This window comes from Microvirga zambiensis WSM3693, from assembly GCF_016735695.1.
GTDB classification, from domain to species: Bacteria; Pseudomonadota; Alphaproteobacteria; order Rhizobiales; family Beijerinckiaceae; genus Microvirga; species Microvirga zambiensis.
Window position 1 is genome coordinate 44,662 of the sequence record NZ_JAERQD010000032.1, and the last position, 20,789, is coordinate 65,450.

Below are 20,789 nucleotides of genomic sequence, written 5' to 3' on the forward strand. Positions count from 1 at the left end.
TCTCCCCCTTGTGGGGGAGAGTTGGAGAGGGGGGTGCTGCGCAAGACTGGGACCAGCATGGCGCTCACACCCCCTCCATAGCCCTCCCCCACAAGGGGGGAGGGGACACCCGCGCTGCACTCGTCCAACGATCCCGGATCTTCGCTGTGCTTCGTCCGGGATGACGATGGAAGTCAGCAGGGGAATAACGTCGCGCGTTCTGGTTTCCGCCGCCTTCAGCGCCTATCTTCTCCCTTCCGAATCCGAAGGTCCGACACCCTCATGCATGTCCGCCGCCTCGATCCCATCCTCGTCGACCGCATCGCCGCGGGCGAGGTCGTCGAGCGTCCGGCGGCGGCCGTGAAGGAACTCGTCGAGAACGCCGTCGATGCGGGTGCGGGCTCCATCGAGATCGCCGTGGAGGCGGGCGGGCGCCGCTTGATCCGCATCGTCGACGATGGGCGCGGAATGACGCCGGAGGATCTGGAACTGGCGGTCGAGCGCCACGCCACCTCCAAGCTGCCGGACGGCGACCTGTTTTCGATCAACACCCTCGGTTTTCGCGGCGAGGCCCTGCCGTCCATCGGCGCGGTGGCGCGCCTGTCCATCGTCACCCGGACAGCGGAGGCGGAGACCGGCTCTGCAATCGTGGTCGAGGCGGGCGTGAAAGGTCCCGTGCGCCCGGCGCCGGCACCGAAGGGCACACGCGTCGAGGTGACCGATCTCTTTTCCGCCACGCCTGCGCGCCTGAAATTCCTGAAGAGCGACCGTTCCGAGGCGCAGGCGGTGGCCGAGATCGTCAAGCGGCTTGCCATCGCGCATCCCACCATCCGTTTCACGCTGTCGGGCGAGCACATCACCGCCTTCACCTATCCGCCGGAGGAGCCCGGCGAGCACGGCTTCCTGCGCCGTCTCTCGCGGGTGCTCGGCGCGGAGTTTCACGAGAACGCCATGAGCATCGGCGTCGAGCGCGAGGGCGTGCGGCTCACGGGCTTTGCGAGTCTCCCGACCTATCATCGCGGCACGGGAACCGCTGTCCACTTCGTCGTCAACGGGCGGCCCGTGCGCGACAAGCTGCTGCTCGGCGCGGTGCGCGGCGCCTATGCCGACGTGATGGCCTCCGACCGGCATCCCGTTCTTGCCGTCATGATCGATCTCGATCCGCGTGCCGTGGATGTGAACGTGCATCCGGCCAAGACGGAAGTGCGCTTCCGCGATCCGGCCTTCGTGCGTGGTTTCGTGGTGGGGGCGCTGAAGGAGGCGATCACGCGCTACGCCTTCCGTGCGTCCTCGACCGGCGGCACGCGCACGCTCGAGAGCTTGCGCCCGCAAGGCGCGATGCCGCTTCGCCCGGCCTATCCGCACCGCACTCACGCGATCAGGCCCACGAGCGCTTTCGCCAACTGGCAGGCGCCGCTCGATGGATCGGAGCGGTCCTATGCATCAGGCCTCGCCGAAAGGCAGGGAAATCTCTCCGATCTCGCCGCGCCGTCCGCCGACAGCCGCGCCAATCTGCAAGAAGCCCAATCGGAAACGGACGAGGCGCCGCTCGGTGCCGCCCGCGCGCAGCTGCACGGCACCTACATCGTCGCGCAGACGCAGGACGGCATCGTCATCGTCGATCAGCATGCGGCGCATGAGCGTCTCGTCTACGAGCGCCTGAAGCGCGAGCGCGCCGCATCCGGCATCGGGCGGCAATTGCTCTTGATTCCGGAAGTGGTCGAGCTCGATCCCCTCGACGCGGACCGGGTGCTGGCGGAGGCTTCCGCTCTCGAGAGCCTCGGCCTCGTCGTCGAGCCTTTCGGCCACGGCGCGCTGCTCGTGCGCGAGGTGCCGTCCGCGCTTGCCGGCGGGCGCATCAAGGCGCTGGTGCAGGATGTGGCCGATGCGCTTGCCGAATGGGGGCAGGGCGCTTCGAACCCGCTCGAGGAGCGGCTCGATGCGGTGCTCTCGCGCATGTCCTGCCACGGCTCGATCCGCGCGGGACGCCGCATGCGTCCTGAGGAAATGAATGCGCTGCTGCGCGAGATGGAAGCGACACCGCTCTCTGGCCAGTGCAACCACGGCAGGCCCACTTACGTCGAGCTCAAGCTGACGGATATCGAGCGGCTGTTCGGGCGGCGCTGAAGCCTGTTCCGCATTATGGTAATGTAATTTCGTCGGCGCGGCTGTCGTCTCCCGACCCGAGCGATGCGGCCTCGCGACGCTGCACTGCGTCGCCGGGAGCCGGAAAACCGGGTCCACTTTTCCGAAGGGTGCGCTAATTCACTCTCACTGGGCGTTGCTCCCGGGCCGTGCTGCCTGTTTCTCCGGCGCCGTGCCTCCATGATGCGCCGGCGATTGCAGACGAGCCGAAACGCGGACCAGCCCCTTGAAAGAGGAGGATGGCGATGAAGATCTCGTCGATCGTTGGTGTATCTCTCCTTGGCGCTGCGCTGGCAATCGGTGGTGCCCTCGCGCAGGGCAAGAAATGGGAAACCGTCAAGATCGCTACCGAAGGCGCTTACGAGCCGTGGAACTTCACCGGCGCGGGCGGCAAGCTCGAAGGCTTCGAGATCGATCTCGCCAATGAGCTGTGCACGCGCATGAAGGCGAAATGCGAGATCGTCGCCCAGGACTGGGACGGCATCATCCCGGCACTGCAGGCCAAGAAATACGATGCCATCATGGCCGGCATGAGCATTACCGACGAGCGCAAGAAGACCATCGACTTCGCCGGCCCCTACGCGGCAGGTCCCAATGGCTTCCTCGTCGCGAAGGATTCCCCGCTCGCCAAGATGCCGGGCACCGGCCAGGCCTTCAACCTGTCGTCTCAAACTGCGGATGCCGAGAAGGCCATCGCCGCTCTGAAACCGCTCCTGAAGGGCAAGACCATCGGCGTGCAGACCGCGACCATTCACGCCAATTTCGCCGACAAGTATCTGAAGGACGTCGCGGAGATCCGCGAGTACAAGACGACAGAGCAGCACGATCTCGATCTCGCCGCCGGCCGCATCGATGCGGTTCTGGCGGACGCGACGGCGCTGAACGGAACCCTGCGCAAGCCCGAGTTCAAGGATTATGTCCTCGTCGGCCCCTCGATCACGGGCGGCCTCCTCGGTCCCGGTATCGGCGTGGGATTGCGCAAGGACGATACCGATCTGAAGGCCATGTTCAACGAGGCGATTGCCGGCGCCAAGGCGGACGGGACGATCAAGGGTCTCTCGGAGAAATGGTTCAAGATCGACGTTACACCCAAAACCGGATTCTAAATCGGCATCGGATGGAGCGGTCGATAACCGCGTGGAGGTGAACAGCCTGCATGCGGCCGCGCAGCGCGCGGATGCCATTCGCGACAAGCTCATTCGCGAGATCGCTTCTCCCGCGCCCGAGCCCAGATTGGCGCGCGTCAGCGGCGTGCCTCCAGCCGATTGCCGCGAAGGCGCCGGCAGCAGATCGATGCGGTGATGGCGATCAGGCGGTGGTGCGATAGAGATTGAGGCGCCTGCGCGCCGGAGCCGCGAAACGGGCCGGCATGGCAGCCTGCTCGAGGCACACCTCGAAGGGCGAAAGCTGGGATGCGGGCTGTGCCTCCATGGCTTCCGTCTCGTCGGGGCTGAAGGCGACGCCGGCGTAATCGCCATCGCGCCAGCACACCCGGGCGCGGCGCACCTGAAGGTCATGAGCGGCGATGAACAGCTCGAAGGTTTCGGGAAGATCCATGTGCTGCGTCACCGCAATCCTGGCGCCGCCGGTCGAGATGTCCCACACGGTGCATGAGATCATCGCCTCAGGGCCGAGCACGATCTGCGCCGGGTGTTGCGTGTTGAAGCGTCTGGCTTGCCGGCGATTGTCGAAGGCGGGACTCGAAACCATGGACGCGACCCGGGTTACAATGATCGATGAAGCTGAGCTTTAACGCTTTATTAACCGGCTTCTCAAGTCCCTCCGAAGGGGTATCTCCGAAAGTCGTAGAGCTGTTTCCGCTAGAGCATCGGACGGTCGATGCTCTCATTCAAGAAGAAAGCATCGGATTCATCCCAAAAGTGCAAGTCCACTTTTGGGTCCGATGCTTTGGTGTGGGAAACAGCTCTCTTCCTTACTTTGCCGTCAGCGCGACGGACCCTGCCGCTCTGCCGAGGCCGCCCAGATGTTGAGGTTGCCTTCGCCGGCGAACCGGTCGATCTCGGCAAGCTCCTCCGGCGTGAAGGACAGGTTCTTGACCGCGCCGACGCAGTCGACGACCTGTTCCGGTCGGCTGGCGCCGATCAGGGCCGACGTCACGCGACCGCCGCGCAGCACCCAGGCCAGCGCCATCTGCGCCAGCGTCTGCCCGCGCCGCTCGGCGATGCCGTTGAGGCCGCGGATGCGCGCGATATTGTCCTCGTTCAGGAAGCTCGTGCGCAGGGACTTGCCCTGGGCGGCGCGGCTCTCGCCGGGAATGCCGTTCAGATATTTCGTCGTCAGCATGCCCTGCGCCAGGGGCGAGAACACGATAGAGCCGAGGCCGAGATCGGCAAGGGTGTCGAGAAGTCCGTCCTCCTCGACCCAGCGGTTGAGCATGGAATAGCTCGGCTGATGAATGATGCAGGGCGTCCCGAGTTCGCGCAGGATGGCGTGTGCCTCGCGGGTGCGCTGGCTGTTGTAGGAGGACAGGCCCACATAGAGCGCCTTGCCCTGCCGCACCGCCGAATCGAGCGCCAGCATGGTCTCTTCCAGCGGCGTGTTCGGATCGAAGCGGTGGGAATAGAAGATGTCGACGTAGTCGAGCCCCATGCGCTTGAGGCTCTGGTCGAGGCTGGAGAGCAGATATTTGCGGCTGCCCCACTCGCCGTAAGGCCCGGGCCACATGCGGTAGCCGGCCTTGGTGGAGATCACCATTTCGTCGCGCAGATTAGGAAAATCGTTGCGCAGGATCTCGCCGAACAGCGACTCCGCCGAACCGGGAGGAGGGCCGTAATTGTTGGCGAGGTCGAAATGCGTGACGCCGAGATCGAAGGCCGTGCGGCAGATCTCCCGTGCGGTCGCCGCCGACTTGTCCTCGCCGAAATTGTGCCAGAGGCCGAGCGAGATCGCCGGCAGCATGAGGCCGCTGCGGCCGCACCGGTTGTAGAGCATGTCGTCGTAGCGGTTCTCAGCGGGCAGATAGGCCATCGTTTCCTCCAGGATCTTCAAATCCGGTCGATCAAGCAAAGCGCGTAATGACGCCGATGCCAAGTCCTTCGAACTTATCCATCGCCATGAGAGCGGCGGGTGCCTCGTCGAGGCTCAGATGCTTGCCGACGAGCTTTTGCGGTACGAGCTTGCCGGTGCGGATCATCTCCAGCATATCCCGATAGCGGAAGGCCTGCATGCCGTGGCTGCCGTAGATCTCCAGCTCATGCGCGATGATCTGCGCCATCGGCACCTGGGCCCGGGCATGATCGCCCACCATCAGGCCGACCTGCACGTGGCGGCCGCGCCGGCGCAGGTTCGCGATGGAATTGAAGCAGGTCACTGGGCTGCCCAGCGCATCGATGGAGACATGCGCGCCGCCCTTCGTGATTTCCTTCACCGCACCGACGACGTCGGCTGTGTGGCGCGCGTTGACGGTCGCCACCGCGCCCATCTCGCGCGCGAAGGCGAGCTTTTCTTCCGTGAGATCGACCGCGATCACATTCGCGCCCATGGCGGTTGCGATCATGATCGCGGATAAGCCTACGCCGCCGCAGCCATGGACCGCAACCCACTCGCCGGGCTTCACGCGGCCCTGATCGACAATGGCGCGGAAGGAGGTGACAAAGCGGCAGCCGAGGCTTGCCGCCGTCACGACATCGAGCTCGTCCGGCAGCGCAACGAGATTCGTGTCGGCGTAGTCGACGGCCACATATTCCGCGAACGAGCCCCAGGCGGTGAAGCCCGGCTGGAACTGCTGCTCGCAGACCTGATGGTTGCCGGAATGGCATTCATGACAATGCCCGCATCCGCCGACGAAGGGCACCGTGACGCGATCGCCCTTCTTCCAGCGCGTGACCTGCTTGCCGGTAGCGAGCACCGTGCCCGCGAGCTCGTGTCCCGGCACATGCGGCAGCACCACGTCGGGATCGTGCCCCATCCAGCCGTGCCAATCGCTCCGGCACAATCCCGTCGCCTCGACCTTGATCACCACACCTTCCGCGGAGGGCGTCGGATCCGGCACGTTCTGCACCCGCGGTGGCTGACCGAACTGCTCGAAGAGAACCGCTTTCATGGGAGGTCTTTCCTTACACAACGAATGGGAATGCTACGATCCTAAATACCGTCCGAACACCACTTTCGTCTCCCCGTAGTCGCGCCGCTCGATCTCCTCGAAGCGCTCCGGCAGCGTGACCGCGACGCCCTGCGCCTCTTCGACGATCACGAGTGCGTCGGGCACGAGCCAGCCGCCTTCGGCGCAGGAGCGCAAGGCCTTGGGCGCAAGGTCCTTGCCGTAGGGCGGGTCGCAGAACACGAGGGAGAACGGGGCGTTGGGCGCGGCCTCGCCCATGCGGGTGGCGTCGCGGCGGAAGAGGCGGGTGGCGCCGCCGGCGCCGAGCGCTTCCACGTTCTCGCGGATGATGCCGCGGGATTGCGCCCCGTCGTCGACGAAGAGCGCGTAGGCGGCGCCGCGCGACAGCGCCTCCAGGCCGAAGGCACCGGTGCCGGCGAAAAGATCGAGCACGCGTGCGCCCTCGACCGGGTCGTCATAGCCGTGCTGGAGGATGTTGAAGAGCGTCTCGCGCAGGCGGTCCGAGGTCGGGCGGATCGCGTCCGAACTCGGCCCCTTGAGCGAGCGGCCGCGCCAGCGCCCGCCCACGATTCTCATGGTCTGAACCTCATCGGGAGAGCCTCACAAAGCTCATAGACGGCCTCATCCTCAAAGTCTGGCCGAAATAGCAAACAAGCCCGCCGCCGTGAGCAACTCTCGATGTCATAGCCGTCCCCGGACTTGATCCGGGGATCAGTCCCGGCCATCCCGATCATGTGAGACGCCGCGCTTTTCTTAATCGAGATCACCGGCACGAGGCCGGTGATGACGTGCAGGTGAATGTTCTACCGGCTCCTCAGGACGAGGTTGGTATTTTCTTAGCTTCAGCGGCGGCCGCGCGGGCCGCCCTTGGAACCGCCTTTGAAGCCGCCCTTCGAGGCCCCGCCTTTGGAAGCACCCCTCGGGCCGCTCTTGAACCCGCCGCCGGCACCGCCTCTTGGCCCGCCACGCGAGGGTCCGTCGCCGCGCGGAGGTCCACGACGAGGCCTGTCGTCGTCGCCACGGGCACGGAAGGGGCGCTCACCCTGAGGCTTGCGCGGACGGTCGTCGCCTCCCTCGCGGGAGCGGAAGGGACGCTCGCCTTGAGGCTTGCGCGGACGATCCTCGCCTCCCTCGGAGCGTGCGCGGAAAGGTCGGTCGCCGGCCGGGCGGCGCGGTCTGTCATCGTCACGACGCGGGCGGGCTCCGCCATCGCGCTCGCGGCGGGCCGGAGCTGCATCGCGGTCGTCTCGGCGGCGTGGGCGATCTTCGCCACGCCCCTTGCGCGGAGCAGGCGCTTCCTCTTCCTGCGGCTGGCGCACGAGACGCTCCACCACGACCTTACGGCCCTCCGCCGATGCAATGGCGCCGACGCGTTCGCGCTGGCGCTCGCCTGCAGCGGCGCGAGCCTCGCGCGGATCGGCGCCGCGGCGCGGCATCCTTTTGCGTGGTGCATCCTCGTCGGTCTCGCCGGCGCGCCAAACGCTTCGCTTCGGATCGAGGCGCGAGGGACGCTTTGCGGGCTCCTCCTCGTCGCGGCCGCGACGTTCGCCGTCACGGGCGCGGAACGGCCGCTCGTCATCGTCGCGACGGCGGCGCGGACGCTCGTCGTCACGGTCGCGACCGGAGCGCGAAGGGCGCTCGTCTCGATCCTGCCGATCGCTTTTCTTCGTGGAGCCGAAGGGCGCGATGGGCTCGCGCACCGGGCTTTCGAAATCGACTCCCGCTTCGATGGCAAGGGCCTCGCCGAGCTGATCCCTCAGCACCTTCGTGCGCACCTCCTCGACGAGTCCGTCTTCGAGATCGCCGAGCTGGAACGGGCCGAAGGACATGCGGATCAGGCGGTTCACCTGAACGCCCATATGCTCGAGGATGCGCTTGATCTCGCGGTTCTTGCCCTCGCGCAAACCCATCGTGATCCAGGCATTGTCGCCCTGAATGCGGTCGAGGCGGGCCTCGATCGGACCGTAATCGATGCCGTCGATGGTGATGCCGTCACGCAACCTGTCGAGATCGGCCTGATTGATCTCGCCATGCGCGCGCACCTTGTAGCGGCGCAGCCAGCCGGTATCGGGATGGGCAATGACGCGGGCGAGGCCGCCGTCATTGGTGAGCAGCAGCAGCCCCTCGGTGTTGATGTCGAGCCGGCCCACCGCCACTACCCGGGGCAGGTCTTCGGGCAGATTGTCGAAGACCGTGGGGCGGCCTTCCGGGTCGCGGGCCGTGGTCACGAGGCCGCGCGGCTTGTGGTAGAGCCAGAGGCGCGTGCGCTCCTTGGCGGGCAGCGGCTCGCCGTCGACGGTGATCTTGTCGGCAGCCGTCACATTGACGGCGGGGCTTTCCAGAACCTGGCCGTTGAGGGTCACGCGGCCTTCCGCGATCATCGCCTCCGCATCGCGGCGGGAGGCGATGCCGGCGCGGGCGATCACCTTGGCGATGCGATCCTCGACCGGCTCCTGCGGTTCGACGGGCGCGGCGAGGCGCTCCTCGCGGGCGCGGTGGGGCTTCTCGCCGTCACGGTCGAAGCGGCGCGGACGATCCTCTCCGCCCCGGGCGCGGAAGGGGCGGTCGCCCTCATCGCGGCGAGGACGGAAGGGCTTGTCTCCGGTGCTGCGGGCGCGGAACGGCTTGTCGCCGCCTTCGCTGCGAGCCCACGGTTTCTTGTCGCCGCCCTCACCACCACGGGCACGGAACGGCTTCTTGTCGCTGCCTTCGGAGCGGCGGGGGCGCTCGTCGCCGTCGCGGCTGCGGAAGGGGCGTTCGCCGCCTTCCCCGCGCGGGCGGAATGGCTTGTCGCCGTCACGGCTGCGGAAAGGCTTGTCTCCACCTTCGCGGGGCTTGCGCGGGCGGTCATCGTCGCCCCGAGCGCGGAAGGGGCGTTCGCCGCCCTCGCGGGATTTGCGGAAGGGCCGGTCACCGGAGGTGCGGCCGCGGTCGGAGCGTCCCGGAGGACGGCCCCTGCGATTATCGTCGTTGCTGTCGGTCATGGGAGCCTGATAGCAGAGGAGTGTTGGAGAAGCGAGGGCCAAAGGAATGTGCGCTTGACGGATAACGCCGGTTCAAACCCATTCGATCCTCCAGGCAAGGACCCTATGAGCGTGGCCTTCGACGAGGCCCGCGCCGCTGCCGCGCGCGGGGAGGTGCCGGTGGGAGCCGCCATCGTCAGGGACGGGCGCCTCGTCGCCTCCGCCGGCAACCGCCCGCGGGAGCTGCGCGACCCCTCCGCCCATGCCGAGATGCTCGCCATCCGTCAGGCCTGCGAGGCGCTCGACGACGAGCGGCTCGCCGGCTGCGATCTCTACGTGACGCTGGAGCCCTGCACCATGTGTGCCGCAGCAATCTCCTTCGCTCGCATCCGGCGCGTGTATTACGCGGCCTACGACCCGAAGGGCGGGGCGGTGGACAGCGGCGTCCGCTTCTTCGACCAGCCCACCTGCCACCACGCCCCGGAGGTCTATGGCGGCCTCCGGGAAGGCGAGGCGGCGGCTTTGCTGCGGGCGTTTTTCGAGGGGCGGCGGTAGAGCGCCGGCTTAGATGACGAAGAAGTCCTTGTAGGTCATGGCGAGTTTCTTGGAGAGGGTCGCGATCTCCACCGCCTTGCCCTTGCCCGAGCCGTCGGCGTCGTAATAGAGCACGCCCTTCTTCTTGTCGTAGACGATGTAGTCGTCCTTGTCCTTGGCCTTGTCGAGAGCAAAATAGCCCTTCTTCAGCTGAGCGGGCTTCGTTTCCGATCCGGCCTTGCCGAGCTTGGTGAAGATCTTGTTGTCGAGCCAGATCGTATCGTCCTTCACGCTGAAGTCGACGATCTTGTCCTTGTTCGAGCTCTTGTTCGGCTTGGTGTCGAACACGAACAGGTCGCGCCCGGCACTGCCCTTCAGGGTGTCGTTGCCCGCTCCGCCCCAGATCGTATCGTCGCCAGCTCCGCCGTCGATAGTGTCCTTGCCGCCGAGGCCCTTGAAGATCTCGGACAGATCGGTGCCGATGCGCGTATCGTTGCCGTTGGTGCCGGTCCAGGTGGTGCCAGGAGGAGGTGGAGGAGGGGGTGGCGGCGATACGCTGGTGGAGCCGATCACCTCGACGAAGAATTGCGGGCCGGTGGCCGTGTCACTCATCCACGTCACGGCGTAGGTGCTGTCCTTAAGCGCGGTGATGGCGGGTGCCCATTGATCGCCCGTGGTGGTGGTGCCGACATGGGTGACACCGGCAATGACCGATCCGTTGGCCGCGAAAGCGGCCGTGTAGACATTGTCGTCGCTATTTCCGACGTCGACTTTGAACGCGATCGCGAAGCCCCCTTTCTCGAGCTCGCTGACCACAGGCGCCTCGACGAGCGTCCCTGCCGGAAGGGTGACACTGACAGGTGAACCTTCAAGGGTGGCGGTGCCGGACACGATCTGGGCGCGGATCACGTTGCCGTCCTGCCATGCAACGATGAATCTGTTGTTGCTGATGGGTGTGACGGTCGAATGGATGGCGGCAACATTGGTTGGGAAACTGTCGAGCGAAAGGAATGAGGGTGTCCCGCCGGAACTGTATACGCCGGTGAATAAATGCAGCTGTCCCGCATCCGAAGAGGGAAGAGTAAACGCATAAACGCCGTTCCGCAGAACGGCTACTTGCTCGGCGTTAAGTCCGGGAGATTCCACACTGAGTATGGCTTCGCTCTCGTTGCGGATCCATCCGTTCTGCCGCTCGATGAAAACGGAACTCAAAAGGGAAGGACCCGGATCTTCACCGGTATAGTTACCCTTGTAGACGACGGCAAATCCGCCGTTCTGAAGCGCGTACGCTTTGGCTGTTCCCTGCCCGGTGGCAATTCCTCCATCGCCTATCTCAAGGAGTGCAGAGGCAGGAGCATAGGAAGAATCCAGTACCTTCCCGACAATTCTCTGCCCCGCCCCGCTGCTCGCCGTCCAGGCGATTACGGTCCGTCCGTCGTTGAGGGCAGCGGCGGTTACGTCAATATACGACGTGCTTGAGGTAGCAGGGGCCGAATCGATCAGGAACGTGTCCTTCTTGACGGCACCGTTGGCCCCGAAAACCTTGCCATACACATAAGCGCTGCCTTGGGCGTCGAAGCTCGTCCAGACGGCAATGAAGCTGCCGTCGCCGTAACGGGTTACGTGGCTGCTCGAACCAAATCCCTGGAAATTCACGGTGCTCGGAACTGTAGACGCCATCGCCGCGCCCCTTTGCGACAATCTATGAAACGTAATCAAGTTTCATACATCGTCCGTTCCGGTAGAACAAGCGCGGCCCCGAGGAGTAATGACCTTTGGGGCGGTTCGTTCGGGCGTGTGTCAGCCTCGCAAAAACCCCTTCAGCGCCTCGAGCGTCGCGCTCGGGTTCTCCTCGGCCACGAAATGGCCCGATGTGATGCCGGTCCCATGCGCCTTAGGGGCGAAGCTCTGGTGCCAGATTTCGAGGGGCTGCTTGCGGTCCCCCACGGGGCCGCTGACGAGGTAATAGTCGCTCCAGATCAGGTAGGTTGGACAGGAGATCGTCTTGCCCGCGGCGAGGTCCGCCTCGTCGGCCTCGATGTCCCGGGTCGCACCGGCGCGGTAATCCTCGCAGAAGGCATGGATGCGCGTAGGCTCGTTGCAACTCTGCCAATAGGCTTCGAGGGCGCGGTGGTCGAAGGCGCTGAGATCGCCGGCAGCGGACCATTGCCGCATCAGCCCTTCGAAATAGGGAATCGGATCGCGCCCGATCTCCTCTTCCGGCTTGGGATAGGGTTGGGACAGGTAGCCCCAATGGACCTCGGGGATCGTCCCCGCCCGCATCTGCCCCCACACGTGATAGGTCGGCAGGATGTCGAGCAGGGCGAGGCGCTCGACGCGGCCGGGATGGTCGAGCGCGAGCCGGTAGCCCACGCGCGCGCCGCGATCATGCCCGACGACGGCGAAATGCACATGGCCGAGCGCTTCCATGACCTGGATCACGTCGCGGCCCATGGCGCGTTTGGAATAGGTCTCGTGCTTGGCATCGCCCTTCGGCGCGGAAGACCAGCCATAGCCGCGCAGATCCATGCAGACGACGCGATAGGTTTCGGCGAGCGTCAGCGCAAGGTTGTGCCACATGACATGGGTCTGCGGAAAACCATGCAGGAGAACGAGAGGCTTGCCGGTTCCCTTCGAGCGGGCGAAGACGCGGCCGACTTCCGTGTCGATCCAGTGGCTTTCGAAACCGGGAAAGAGATCGTCACTCATGAAGAGCCGCTCACAGGTTGCAAAAGGAACGTTACTAGAATGTTAGCGCCCTTGCAGCAGAAGTGAAACGCAGGGATTGGGAAAAAAGAGAGTACAACGGAAAATAGTACACTGCCGCAACGTCATCATTCTCTTGACGTAGAGTGCCTAAGACCGCTCGCGCTCCACCGCGCGCCAGCCGATATCCCGACGGCAGAAGCCATCCGGCCAATCGATCGCGTCGACAGCTTTGTAAGCCTTGCTCTGCGCGTCCGAGATCGTATGTCCGAGCGCCGTGACGTTGAGCACGCGGCCGCCATTGGCCAGAATGCGGTCGCCGTCCTGCTTCGTGCCGGCATGGAAGACGATGACGTCGGTCATCGCCTCCGCCTTGTCGATGTCCTTGATCGCCGACCCCTTCTCGACCGTGCCGGGATAGCCTTTCGCGGCCATGACAACGGTGAGCGCCGCCGCGTCCGACCATTGCAGGGAGATGCTGTCGAGAACGCCGTCGCAGGCGGCGAGCAGAGCGGTGACGAGATCGGATTTCAGGCGCGGCAGCAGCACCTGCGTTTCCGGATCGCCGAGGCGGGCATTGTATTCGATGAGCTGCGGCCCGTCCTTCGTGAGCATCAGGCCCGCATAGAGAATGCCGGTATAGGGCGTGCCGCGTGCGCGCATGCCGGCGAGCGTCGGCTCGATGATCTCGCGCATGGCGCGGGCCTGGAGCTCCGGCGTCATGACGGCCGCGGGCGAATAGGCGCCCATGCCGCCCGTGTTCGGGCCTTCGTCGCCATCGAAGACGCGCTTGTGATCCTGCGCCGTACCGAAGGGAATCGCGTGCGTGCCGTCGCAGAGCGCAAAGAAGCTTGCTTCCTCGCCTTCGAGAAAAGCCTCGATCACAACCTCGGCTCCGGCAGCACCGAGGCCGCCGCCGATCATCATGTCGATAGCAGCCTCCGCATCCTCGAAGGAGGTGGCGACCACCACGCCTTTGCCGGCGGCTAGACCGTCGGCCTTCACGACGATCGGCACGCCGTAATTGCGCAGATAGGTCTTCGCCGCTTCCGCATCGGTGAAGCGGCGATAGGCGGCGGTGGGAATGTCGAACTCGGCGCAAAGATCCTTGGTGAAGGCCTTCGAGCCTTCGAGCTGGGCTGCGGCCTTGCTTGGCCCGAAGGCCTTGATGCCGGCGGCCGTGAGATCATCGACGAGGCCTGCGACGAGAGGGGCTTCCGGCCCGACCACCACGAAATCGACCTTCATCACCCGGCATAAATCGATCACGGCTTTATGATCGGTCACGTCGAGCACCACATTGGTGCCGTGCTGTGCCGTGCCCGGATTGCCGGGAGCAATGAGAAGCTTGTCGCAGAGCGCGCTCGCGGAGAGGCTGCGAGCCAGAGCATGTTCCCGTCCGCCGGACCCGATGAGAAGAATGTTCATGGCAAAGCCTCCGTGATGACGCCTGCGCTCTTAACGATTCCGGCTCCCTTCGCCTACCCGGAAACTGCACGGCTCCTGAAAGTCTGGCTTAATCTCTCGTCTCATCCGTCGAGGCTGGCTCATCAATCTCTGTCCTCATCCTGAGGAGCCACGCAGTGGCGTCTCGAAGGAGGTTCCAGAGAGCACTGGAGACGCCCTCGTCCTTCGAGACGCTTCGCTCCTCAGAGGCTGGCTCATAATTTTTTTGGCGGATCGCCACGGAATGCCGGCGCGTTCTCCCTTCCCCTTATGGGGAGGGTCGGGGTGGGGTGTGATCGATAGCCTGAGAAGGCATGGCGCGGGCTCACCTCTCCTTGAGGGAGAGGTCGCGCCGGAGGCGCGGGTGAGGGGTCACGCCTTCTCCGGATAAACCTGTGCCCCCTCACCCTCGCTGCGCTCGACCTCTCCCCACCGGGGAGAGGTAAGCTTCGGTCGCGCTCTGATCCATTTATGAGCCAGCCTCTCAGGATGAGGGCTCGGGGCCGGACTGCCGACCGGCGCGGCGAAATGCATAGGGGATAGCTTGCCATTGTGAACGGCCTGTTGCACCACCGCCCTTGGCAGGCTCGGGGCGGGCGGATTAGGTTGCCCGAATGTTCGCTCAAAAAGCCCCCTCGAATGCCCAGGAATGGTCGGTCTCCGATCTCGCGGGCGCCCTCAAGCGCACCCTGGAGGATGCGTTCGGCCATGTGCGCCTGCGGGGCGAGGTGTCGGGCTATCGCGGGCCGCATTCGTCGGGCCATGCCTATTTCTGCCTGAAGGACCAGAATGCCCGCATCGATGCGGTGATCTGGAAGGGCTCCTTCGCCAAGCTCAGGATCCGCCCCGAGGAGGGGATGGAGGTCATCGCCACCGGCCGCATCAGCACCTTCCCGGGCTCGTCCAAGTACCAGATCATCGTCGAGACCCTGGAGCCCGCCGGCATCGGCGCGCTCATGGCCCTCTTGGAGGAGCGCCGCCGCAAACTTCAGGCGGAAGGGCTTTTCGCCGCCGAGCGCAAGCGGCCCCTGCCGTACCTGCCGCAGGTGGTCGGCGTGGTTACTTCGCCGACCGGCGCGGTCATCCGCGACATCCTCCACAGGCTCGAGGACCGCTTTCCGCGCCGGGTGCTGGTCTGGCCGGTGCGCGTGCAGGGCGAGACCAGCGCGGCGGAGGTCGCCGCCGCCATCCGCGGCTTCAACGCGCTCGAGCCCGGTGGCTCGATTCCGCGCCCGGACGTGCTCATCGTCGCCCGCGGCGGCGGCTCCATCGAGGATCTGTGGGGCTTCAACGAGGAAATCGTGGTGCGCGCCGCCGCCGAGAGCGCGATCCCGCTCGTCTCGGCGGTGGGCCACGAGACCGACACGACGCTCATCGACTTTGCCGCCGACATGCGCGCACCGACGCCGACGGGCGCCGCCGAGATGGTGGTGCCGGTGCGGGTCGAGCTCATGGGCGTCGTCAACGACCTGTCGCGGCGCCATGTCGAGGCAGCTCTTCGTTTTGTGGAGCGCCGCCGCTCGGACCTCCGCGCGACCGCCCGCGCCCTGCCGAGCCCCGAGGCGCTGATCTCGCCCAAGCGCCAGCGCCTCGATCTCGCGGCTGCGCGCCTCTATCCCGCGCTCGCCCGCAACGCCCGCGGTCACGAGGAGCGGCTTCTGAAGGTGGCGCGCCAGCTCGCCCATGTGTCGCCTGTGGCCAATGTCGCCCGCATGCGCGCAAGGCTCGATGCGGTCGGTCCGCGCCCCTACAACGCCGTCTGCCGCTCCATCCTGCTGCGCGAGGAGAGCCTGAAGCAGATCGGACGCCGTCTCGTGGTGTCCCGCGAGACGTTGCTGCGGGCCGAGCGAACGCGGCTTGCTCAAGGACACGAGCTCACCCGGCGGGTTGCCGAGCGCCTTGGCCCGGCGCTGCAGGGCCAGATCGCACGCAAGGCCGATCGTCTCGACGCCGTGTCGAAGCTCTTCGACAGCCTGAACTACAAGTCGGTGCTCAAGCGTGGCTTTGCTCTCGTCCGTGATGCGGACGGGCAGCCGTTGAACTCGGCCGATGCCGTCCTGGACGGCCAGGCTCTCGTGCTCGAATTCGCCGACGGCAAGGCCGATGCCACCGGCGGGCGGATCGGGACACGGCCGCGGCCGGTCGCGAAGAAGCTGGCGGCGGTGGAGGATCAGGGAGCGCTTTTCTAGGCAGTGCTCAGTTTGCCACTGCCCTGTCATTCCGGGCGACCATAGGTCGAACCCGGAACCCATAGCCGCCACCTTTGCAGAAAGAGGCACCACGCTGCTCGCCCCTTCTTGGGCCGCCGTCGTTATGGATTCCAGGTTCGCCTACGGCGCCCCGGAATAACGGGGCGGGGCCAAACTTAAAGCCACGACCGAACGCTGTTGGAAATTGTCGCCCATCTCCCTTATGTGAGAGATAGAGCAACGCATTCCTTTCGATGTCGCCCATGTTGAACAAGATCGAACGCAGCGGCGGCGAGGCCGTCGTGCAATATCTCGACAGCAACCTTCGGGTCCTGAAGCCGGGATCCTATGTGCGCTGCGCGGTCACGGGCGTCGAGATTCCCCTCGACGAGCTGAAATACTGGAGCGTCGAGCGGCAGGAGGCCTATGCCTCACCCGAGGCGGTCATGATGCGCATCGGCGGAATCCTCCCGGCGCGCTCATAGAAGAGGTCAGGCGACCCGCAGCCGCCGCTCGTTGATGCGGCGCAGGATCAGGTTGCGAAACCCGGTCTCGTTCTCGATCTGCAGCCGCACCGGCAGCACCGTCAGGCTCGGCCAGGGCTCAGCGTCCGTCACGGCGGCGATCCGCGCAAAATCCTTTTCCGTGGTGATCGCCAGGAGGCCACGCATCTCGGACTCCTGCCGCAGGGCGGCTAGTTCGGATGCGGTATAGGGGTGGTGGTCGGGGAAGGGCCGCGCAATCTCGACGATGGCGCCGCATGCTCTCACGGTCTCGAAGAATTTCTCGGGCCGTCCTATCCCTGCAAAGGCCAGAACCTTCCGGTCTTCCAATGTCCGTGCCGTATCGGTTGGTGCGAGCCGCGCCCTGAAAACGCGCTTGCCGCGCCGCTCGGCTTCCTTGGCGATGTCCTGACCGGGCCTGCCGTCTCCGATCACCATAACCGCGTCGACGGCCGGCCACTGCGCCTCCATCGGCGCGCGTAATGGGCCGGCAGGCAGAGGCAGGCCGTTGCCGATGCCGGTGGCGCCGTCCACGACGGCGATGGCGCAATCCTTGACCAGGGAAGGGTTCTGAAGCCCGTCATCCATGATGACGACGGTCGCGCCCATCTCGTAGGAGAGCCGGGCGCCGGCCGGCCGGTCGCGGGAGATGATGGTCCGCGCCGTCTTGGAGAGAAGGATCGGCTCGTCGCCCACATCGGAGGCGGTGTGCTTGAGCCGCACCTGGACCGGTCCGCGCAGGCGCCCGCCATAGCCGCGGGACAGAAAGGCCGGGCTCTCGCCCGCCGCATCGAGCATCTTCGCGACGAAAAGTGCGGTGGGCGTCTTGCCGGCTCCGCCCACGGTGAAGTTCCCGATGCAGATGACGGGAAGATCCGCCTTCTCGCCGCGCCGCCGCATCCTTTGCGCGGCGATGGAGGTGTAGAGGAGGCCGGCCGGGCGCAGCAGATGAGCCTGCAGCGAGGGAGAGGATTGCCACCAGAAGCGTGGCGCGCGCATCAGCGGCGCGCCCCCAGCTTGGCTTGGACGATGAACGGTTCGACCGATTGCATGGTGCGATCCACGGCGCCCCCGAGGGTCTGCACCGCCTCGCCGGCGGCGCGGGCCATGTCGCGGGTGAGCGCCGCGTTGGTCAGCATCTCGCTCACGGCGCGTGCGAGGGTGGCGCTGTCCTTCACCATCGCGGCGCCACGGGCCCGGTCGAGAGCCTCGTAGATCTCTGTCGCGGTGTGGACATGGGGACCGTGCAGGATGGCCGCGCCGAGCTTCGCCGGCTCGATGGGATTGTGCCCGCCGATCGGAACCAGCGTGCCGCCCATCAGCACGATGGGCGAAAGCCGGTAGAAAAGGCCCATCTCGCCCACGGTATCGACCACATAGACGTCGGTTGCACGGTCGGGGTGAATGCCCTCCGAGCGCCGGCCCGACCGTAGGCCCGCCTGGCCCGCGATGGCCGCCACTTCCGGCCCGCGATGGGGATGCCGGGGCGCGATGATGGTGAGCAGATTCGGATGGCGCTTCGCCAGGGCGCGATGCACGGCGACGATGGCGCTTTCCTCGCCGGGATGGGTGCTGGCCGCAAGCCAGACCGGGCGTCCGGCGATCAGGCCGGAGAGCTGGGCCACGACCCGCGGATCGGCCGGGGGCGGCGCCGCGTCGAACTTGATGTTGCCGGTCACGATGACACGGGGGGCGCCGAGCCGGGCGAGCCGGGCCGCGTCCTCGGAGGTCTGCGCGAGGCACAGGGCGAAGCGTTCGAGCAGGCCCTTGATGATGCGGGGCATCTTCTGCCAGCGCTGGTAGGAGCGGTCCGACATGCGCCCGTTGACCATCACGAGGGGAATGTCCCGCTCGCTCAGCGCCATGATCGTGTTGGGCCAGATTTCCGATTCAGCGATAAGAGCCACGTCCGGCTGCCAGTGATCGAGGAAGCGCCTTATATAACGTGGCACGTCCAGCGGGACAAACTGGTGCACGGCCCCCGGCGGAAGGCGCCGGGCGATCAGGGATGCAGAGGTTCGGGTGCCCGAGGTGACCAGAACCGCAAGGCCCCGCTGGGTCATGCGTTCGACGACCGGCAGGAGCGAGAGCGTCTCGCCGATGCTGGCGCCATGGACCCAGATCAGATGGCCCTTCGGACGCTGCCGGCTCGGATGGCCCTGCCGCTCTCCGAGCCGCGTCTTGTCCTCGCGCCCCTTGCGCTGGCGCCAGTAGAGGAGGCCGAGGACGGCTGGCTCCATCACGGAGACGAGCGTGCGATAGGTTCTGAAAATGATCGGGAAGCTCATGCGCGGGAATCTCTCATGAGCACCTGGTGCGGCCTGATGCCGGGATCCTTGGCGCCGGGATCCTTCGATCCCACCAGAACGTAGGCACGCTCGTGCACCCGGTCGAGCTCCCGCTCAACCGTTCTGCGAAGCCGTTCCATGGTCTCATCGTCTGCCTCGCGCGGCACATGAATCGGATCGCCGAGCACCATCGCGCCGCGGCCGAAGGGCAGGCCGATGCTGGCCTTGTCCCAGCTGTCGAAATCGATGCGGCGGCTCGTCACCACCGCGACAGGCACGATGGGTCGACCGGACAGCTGGGCGAGCGTCACGATGCCTTGGCCGCAGACCCGCGCGATCTTCGGAATGTCGGCGGTCAGCACCACCATCTCGCCGTCGCTCAGCGCCTTGAGCATGGCGCGCAGCGCCTGGACGCCGCCCTTCTTCCGGATATCGCGGCCGCGGGCACCCGAGCCGCGGATGGCGCGGACGCCGAGATGACGCAGGGCGATGGCGTTGAATTCGCCGTCGCCCGAGCGCGAGACGAGGCTCGCCGCCCGGTCCTGCGGACGCTTGGCGAAATGGATCATGAAATGCTGCCCGTGCCACATGGCGGCGATCACGGGCATGTCGATCCGGTCATAGGCATCCGCCGGTTCCATCACGAACCGGTTCGTGCGCTGCACGAGCTTCAGGTAGCCCGCGACGATGAAGCCGAGAGCTTCCTGCACCGGACGCGAGCGGGTGATGCGCTTGACGAGATCCATCGCGATCCCGGAATCAGCCGTTCTGCGGATCGAGCAGGCGATGAAGGTGCACGACGAAGTAGCGCATCTGAGCATTGTCCACCGTCGCCTGCGCCTTGGCCTTCCAGGCCGCATGAGCGGCGGCATAGTTCGGGTAGATTCCGACGATGTCGAGCTTGGAAAGATCCTTGAAGTCGACGGATTCGAGGCTGTTAAGCTCGCCGCCGAAAACCAGATGCAGGAGTTGCTTGCCAGGCGTGTCGGTCATGGTGATGGAACTCTTCTTGAAGAGGGTTGTAGGGATTGTGGCTTGCGTGAAGCCAGCGCCGTTCAGGCTCTCATGGCTCCAATAGCACGAGGATGCAACCGTGACGAAACGGCAATCATCTCCCCATGCGAGGGAACGGGCTTGTTGTAGATGGGGGTCGAACCGTCGAACCCGGTCAGCATGGCCCCCGCCTCATGCAGCATGAGATCGGCAGCAGCGATATCCCAGTCCTGGGCATTGGCAGAGACGAGACCGATATCGATGGAGGCCTCTGCCACCCGGGCCAGCCTGAGCGCCAAAGACGGCACCTTGGGCAGGCGTTCGACCGGCCCGACGCCACGCTCGAGCCGGTCGACGAGCGGCTTCGGGCCGGCAACCTTGGGCGCAGAGTGGGGATCGGTCGCCGAGGCCTGCATCCTCTCCCCGTTGCACCAGGCCCCTTCACCGATTCTCGCCTCATAGAGCCGGTCGTGGATCGGGGCATGGAGGACGCCGAGAACCGGCCGACCGTCCTTGACCAGTGCAATCGAGATCGCCCAGTCGGGGTGGCCCGAGGCGAAGGCCCGGGTGCCGTCGATGGGATCGACGATCCAGACATGGCTCTGCTGGAGACGCGAGGGATCGTCCGCCGTCTCCTCGGAAAGCCAGCCGGCCTGGGGAAGCAGTTCGGTGAGATGCTGTTTCAGGAAAAGGTCCAGAGCGATGTCGGCCTCCGTCACCGGAGAGCTCTGTCCCTTGTACCAGAGCTTGGCGGCCGTCTGGGCGCCGGCGCGGAAATAGGGCAGTGCCAGATCGCCGGCCCGGCGGGCCGCATCGCGCACGGCCGGAGCGAGGGACGACAGGGAGGGTGTTGCGGGGGACAGCATCGGACCTGAGATAGGGGTGATCCGGAAGAGATACCATATCTCGCTCAAGGCTGATCCCGCCTTTTTCAGCGCTACCGGTGCGGTATTTTGGACGGC

19 protein-coding genes are annotated in these 20,789 nt (G+C 65.8%); 6 read left to right on the forward strand and 13 right to left on the reverse strand.

All coding sequences use genetic code 11. The annotated features are described in order from the left end of the window. Window positions 1-261: 261 nt before the first annotated feature. The 3 genes from mutL (at window position 262) to JKL46_RS21525 (ending at window position 3,426) form a co-directional block, all read left to right on the forward strand. The gene (mutL, locus tag JKL46_RS21515; RefSeq protein ID WP_201837183.1) at window positions 262-2,106 is read left to right on the forward strand and encodes a DNA mismatch repair endonuclease MutL; all 1,845 of its coding nucleotides are present in this window, start codon (window positions 262-264) and stop codon (window positions 2,104-2,106) included. A gap of 263 nt (window positions 2,107-2,369) precedes the next feature. After that, window positions 2,370-3,230: a transporter substrate-binding domain-containing protein gene (locus JKL46_RS21520; RefSeq protein WP_201837184.1), complete on the forward strand. Its 861-nt coding sequence runs from the start codon at window positions 2,370-2,372 to the stop codon at window positions 3,228-3,230. A 31-nt stretch (window positions 3,231-3,261) separates the two neighbouring features. After that, the gene (locus JKL46_RS21525; RefSeq protein WP_201837185.1) at window positions 3,262-3,426 is read left to right on the forward strand and encodes a hypothetical protein; all 165 of its coding nucleotides are present in this window, start codon (window positions 3,262-3,264) and stop codon (window positions 3,424-3,426) included. Window positions 3,427-3,432: 6 nt separating this feature from the next. Here the strand turns inward: JKL46_RS21525 and JKL46_RS21530 are convergent, their stop codons facing one another. The 5 genes from JKL46_RS21530 to JKL46_RS21550 form a co-directional block, all read right to left on the reverse strand. Further along, window positions 3,433-3,834 (reverse strand): PilZ domain-containing protein, encoded by a 402-nt coding sequence (locus JKL46_RS21530; RefSeq protein ID WP_201837186.1) that lies wholly within the window; start codon window positions 3,832-3,834, stop codon window positions 3,433-3,435. A gap of 234 nt (window positions 3,835-4,068) precedes the next feature. Continuing rightward, window positions 4,069-5,112, reverse strand: a complete 1,044-nt coding sequence (mgrA, locus tag JKL46_RS21535) for an L-glyceraldehyde 3-phosphate reductase (RefSeq protein WP_201837187.1) — start codon at window positions 5,110-5,112, stop codon at window positions 4,069-4,071. 31 nt (window positions 5,113-5,143) lie between these two features. Further along, complete coding sequence (locus JKL46_RS21540; RefSeq protein WP_201837188.1) at window positions 5,144-6,187, reverse strand: zinc-dependent alcohol dehydrogenase family protein; 1,044 nt, start codon at window positions 6,185-6,187, stop codon at window positions 5,144-5,146. Window positions 6,188-6,220: 33 nt separating this feature from the next. Then, the gene (rsmD, locus tag JKL46_RS21545) at window positions 6,221-6,781 is read right to left on the reverse strand and encodes a 16S rRNA (guanine(966)-N(2))-methyltransferase RsmD (protein ID WP_201837189.1); all 561 of its coding nucleotides are present in this window, start codon (window positions 6,779-6,781) and stop codon (window positions 6,221-6,223) included. Window positions 6,782-7,047: 266 nt separating this feature from the next. Beyond that, window positions 7,048-9,189 carry a pseudouridine synthase gene (locus JKL46_RS21550; RefSeq protein ID WP_246529443.1) on the reverse strand — a complete coding sequence of 714 codons (2,142 nt, stop codon included), beginning with the start codon at window positions 9,187-9,189 and terminating at the stop codon, window positions 7,048-7,050. 105 nt (window positions 9,190-9,294) lie between these two features. Here JKL46_RS21550 and JKL46_RS21555 point away from each other — a divergent pair, with 105 nt between their 5' ends. Beyond that, window positions 9,295-9,723, forward strand: coding sequence for a nucleoside deaminase (locus JKL46_RS21555; RefSeq protein WP_201837192.1), 429 nt, complete (start codon window positions 9,295-9,297; stop codon window positions 9,721-9,723). A gap of 9 nt (window positions 9,724-9,732) precedes the next feature. Here the strand turns inward: JKL46_RS21555 and JKL46_RS21560 are convergent, their stop codons facing one another. From JKL46_RS21560 to purD, 3 genes are all read right to left on the reverse strand, one after another. Continuing rightward, the gene (locus JKL46_RS21560) at window positions 9,733-11,382 is read right to left on the reverse strand and encodes a calcium-binding protein (protein WP_201837194.1); all 1,650 of its coding nucleotides are present in this window, start codon (window positions 11,380-11,382) and stop codon (window positions 9,733-9,735) included. Between the two features lie 120 nt (window positions 11,383-11,502). Beyond that, complete coding sequence (locus JKL46_RS21565; RefSeq protein WP_201837196.1) at window positions 11,503-12,411, reverse strand: alpha/beta hydrolase; 909 nt, start codon at window positions 12,409-12,411, stop codon at window positions 11,503-11,505. Between the two features lie 147 nt (window positions 12,412-12,558). Beyond that, a complete protein-coding gene (gene purD, locus JKL46_RS21570) occupies window positions 12,559-13,836 on the reverse strand; it encodes a phosphoribosylamine--glycine ligase (RefSeq protein WP_201837198.1) in 1,278 nt (425 codons plus the stop codon). A 632-nt stretch (window positions 13,837-14,468) separates the two neighbouring features. Here purD and xseA point away from each other — a divergent pair. Beyond that, a complete protein-coding gene (xseA, locus tag JKL46_RS21575) occupies window positions 14,469-16,043 on the forward strand; it encodes an exodeoxyribonuclease VII large subunit (protein ID WP_201837200.1) in 1,575 nt (524 codons plus the stop codon). 263 nt (window positions 16,044-16,306) lie between these two features. Next, window positions 16,307-16,528 carry a DUF2093 domain-containing protein gene (locus JKL46_RS21580; RefSeq protein WP_201837202.1) on the forward strand — a complete coding sequence of 74 codons (222 nt, stop codon included), beginning with the start codon at window positions 16,307-16,309 and terminating at the stop codon, window positions 16,526-16,528. 6 nt (window positions 16,529-16,534) lie between these two features. Here JKL46_RS21580 and lpxK read toward each other — a convergent pair whose 3' ends face one another. The 5 genes from lpxK to JKL46_RS21605 form a co-directional block, all read right to left on the reverse strand. Beyond that, entirely contained in the window at window positions 16,535-17,545 is a 1,011-nt protein-coding gene (gene lpxK, locus JKL46_RS21585; RefSeq protein ID WP_201837204.1) for a tetraacyldisaccharide 4'-kinase, read from the reverse strand. Then, window positions 17,545-18,834: a 3-deoxy-D-manno-octulosonic acid transferase gene (locus tag JKL46_RS21590; RefSeq protein WP_201837206.1), complete on the reverse strand. Its 1,290-nt coding sequence runs from the start codon at window positions 18,832-18,834 to the stop codon at window positions 17,545-17,547. The genes lpxK and JKL46_RS21590 overlap by 1 nt, the downstream gene beginning before the upstream one ends. Then, window positions 18,831-19,580 (reverse strand): lysophospholipid acyltransferase family protein, encoded by a 750-nt coding sequence (locus JKL46_RS21595; RefSeq protein ID WP_201837208.1) that lies wholly within the window; start codon window positions 19,578-19,580, stop codon window positions 18,831-18,833. Before JKL46_RS21595 ends, JKL46_RS21590 begins: the two co-directional genes overlap by 4 nt. Before the next feature lie 13 nt (window positions 19,581-19,593). Continuing rightward, complete coding sequence (locus JKL46_RS21600) at window positions 19,594-19,827, reverse strand: DUF4170 domain-containing protein (protein ID WP_201837210.1); 234 nt, start codon at window positions 19,825-19,827, stop codon at window positions 19,594-19,596. A gap of 62 nt (window positions 19,828-19,889) precedes the next feature. Further along, complete coding sequence (locus JKL46_RS21605; protein WP_201837233.1) at window positions 19,890-20,693, reverse strand: inositol monophosphatase family protein; 804 nt, start codon at window positions 20,691-20,693, stop codon at window positions 19,890-19,892. Window positions 20,694-20,789: the final 96 nt, after the last annotated feature.

What these genes read in the sequence shown, in the direction of transcription:
- lpxK (WP_201837204.1), bottom strand. Translation starts at nt 17,545, where the DNA reads ATGCGCGCGCCACGCTTCTGGTGGCAATCCTCTCCCTCGCTGCAGGCT.
- mutL (WP_201837183.1), top strand. Translation starts at nt 262, where the DNA reads ATGCATGTCCGCCGCCTCGATCCCATCCTCGTCGACCGCATCGCCGCG.
- JKL46_RS21520 (WP_201837184.1), top strand. Translation starts at nt 2,370, where the DNA reads ATGAAGATCTCGTCGATCGTTGGTGTATCTCTCCTTGGCGCTGCGCTG.
- rsmD (WP_201837189.1), bottom strand. Translation starts at nt 6,781, where the DNA reads ATGAGAATCGTGGGCGGGCGCTGGCGCGGCCGCTCGCTCAAGGGGCCG.
- JKL46_RS21605 (WP_201837233.1), bottom strand. Translation starts at nt 20,693, where the DNA reads ATGCTGTCCCCCGCAACACCCTCCCTGTCGTCCCTCGCTCCGGCCGTG.
- JKL46_RS21595 (WP_201837208.1), bottom strand. Translation starts at nt 19,580, where the DNA reads ATGGATCTCGTCAAGCGCATCACCCGCTCGCGTCCGGTGCAGGAAGCT.
- JKL46_RS21555 (WP_201837192.1), top strand. Translation starts at nt 9,295, where the DNA reads ATGAGCGTGGCCTTCGACGAGGCCCGCGCCGCTGCCGCGCGCGGGGAG.
- JKL46_RS21565 (WP_201837196.1), bottom strand. Translation starts at nt 12,411, where the DNA reads ATGAGTGACGATCTCTTTCCCGGTTTCGAAAGCCACTGGATCGACACG.
- JKL46_RS21550 (WP_246529443.1), bottom strand. Translation starts at nt 9,189, where the DNA reads ATGACCGACAGCAACGACGATAATCGCAGGGGCCGTCCTCCGGGACGC.
- purD (WP_201837198.1), bottom strand. Translation starts at nt 13,836, where the DNA reads ATGAACATTCTTCTCATCGGGTCCGGCGGACGGGAACATGCTCTGGCT.
- mgrA (WP_201837187.1), bottom strand. Translation starts at nt 5,112, where the DNA reads ATGGCCTATCTGCCCGCTGAGAACCGCTACGACGACATGCTCTACAAC.
- xseA (WP_201837200.1), top strand. Translation starts at nt 14,469, where the DNA reads ATGTTCGCTCAAAAAGCCCCCTCGAATGCCCAGGAATGGTCGGTCTCC.
- JKL46_RS21560 (WP_201837194.1), bottom strand. Translation starts at nt 11,382, where the DNA reads ATGGCGTCTACAGTTCCGAGCACCGTGAATTTCCAGGGATTTGGTTCG.
- JKL46_RS21580 (WP_201837202.1), top strand. Translation starts at nt 16,307, where the DNA reads ATGTTGAACAAGATCGAACGCAGCGGCGGCGAGGCCGTCGTGCAATAT.
- JKL46_RS21600 (WP_201837210.1), bottom strand. Translation starts at nt 19,827, where the DNA reads ATGACCGACACGCCTGGCAAGCAACTCCTGCATCTGGTTTTCGGCGGC.
- JKL46_RS21590 (WP_201837206.1), bottom strand. Translation starts at nt 18,834, where the DNA reads ATGAGCTTCCCGATCATTTTCAGAACCTATCGCACGCTCGTCTCCGTG.
- JKL46_RS21540 (WP_201837188.1), bottom strand. Translation starts at nt 6,187, where the DNA reads ATGAAAGCGGTTCTCTTCGAGCAGTTCGGTCAGCCACCGCGGGTGCAG.
- JKL46_RS21530 (WP_201837186.1), bottom strand. Translation starts at nt 3,834, where the DNA reads ATGGTTTCGAGTCCCGCCTTCGACAATCGCCGGCAAGCCAGACGCTTC.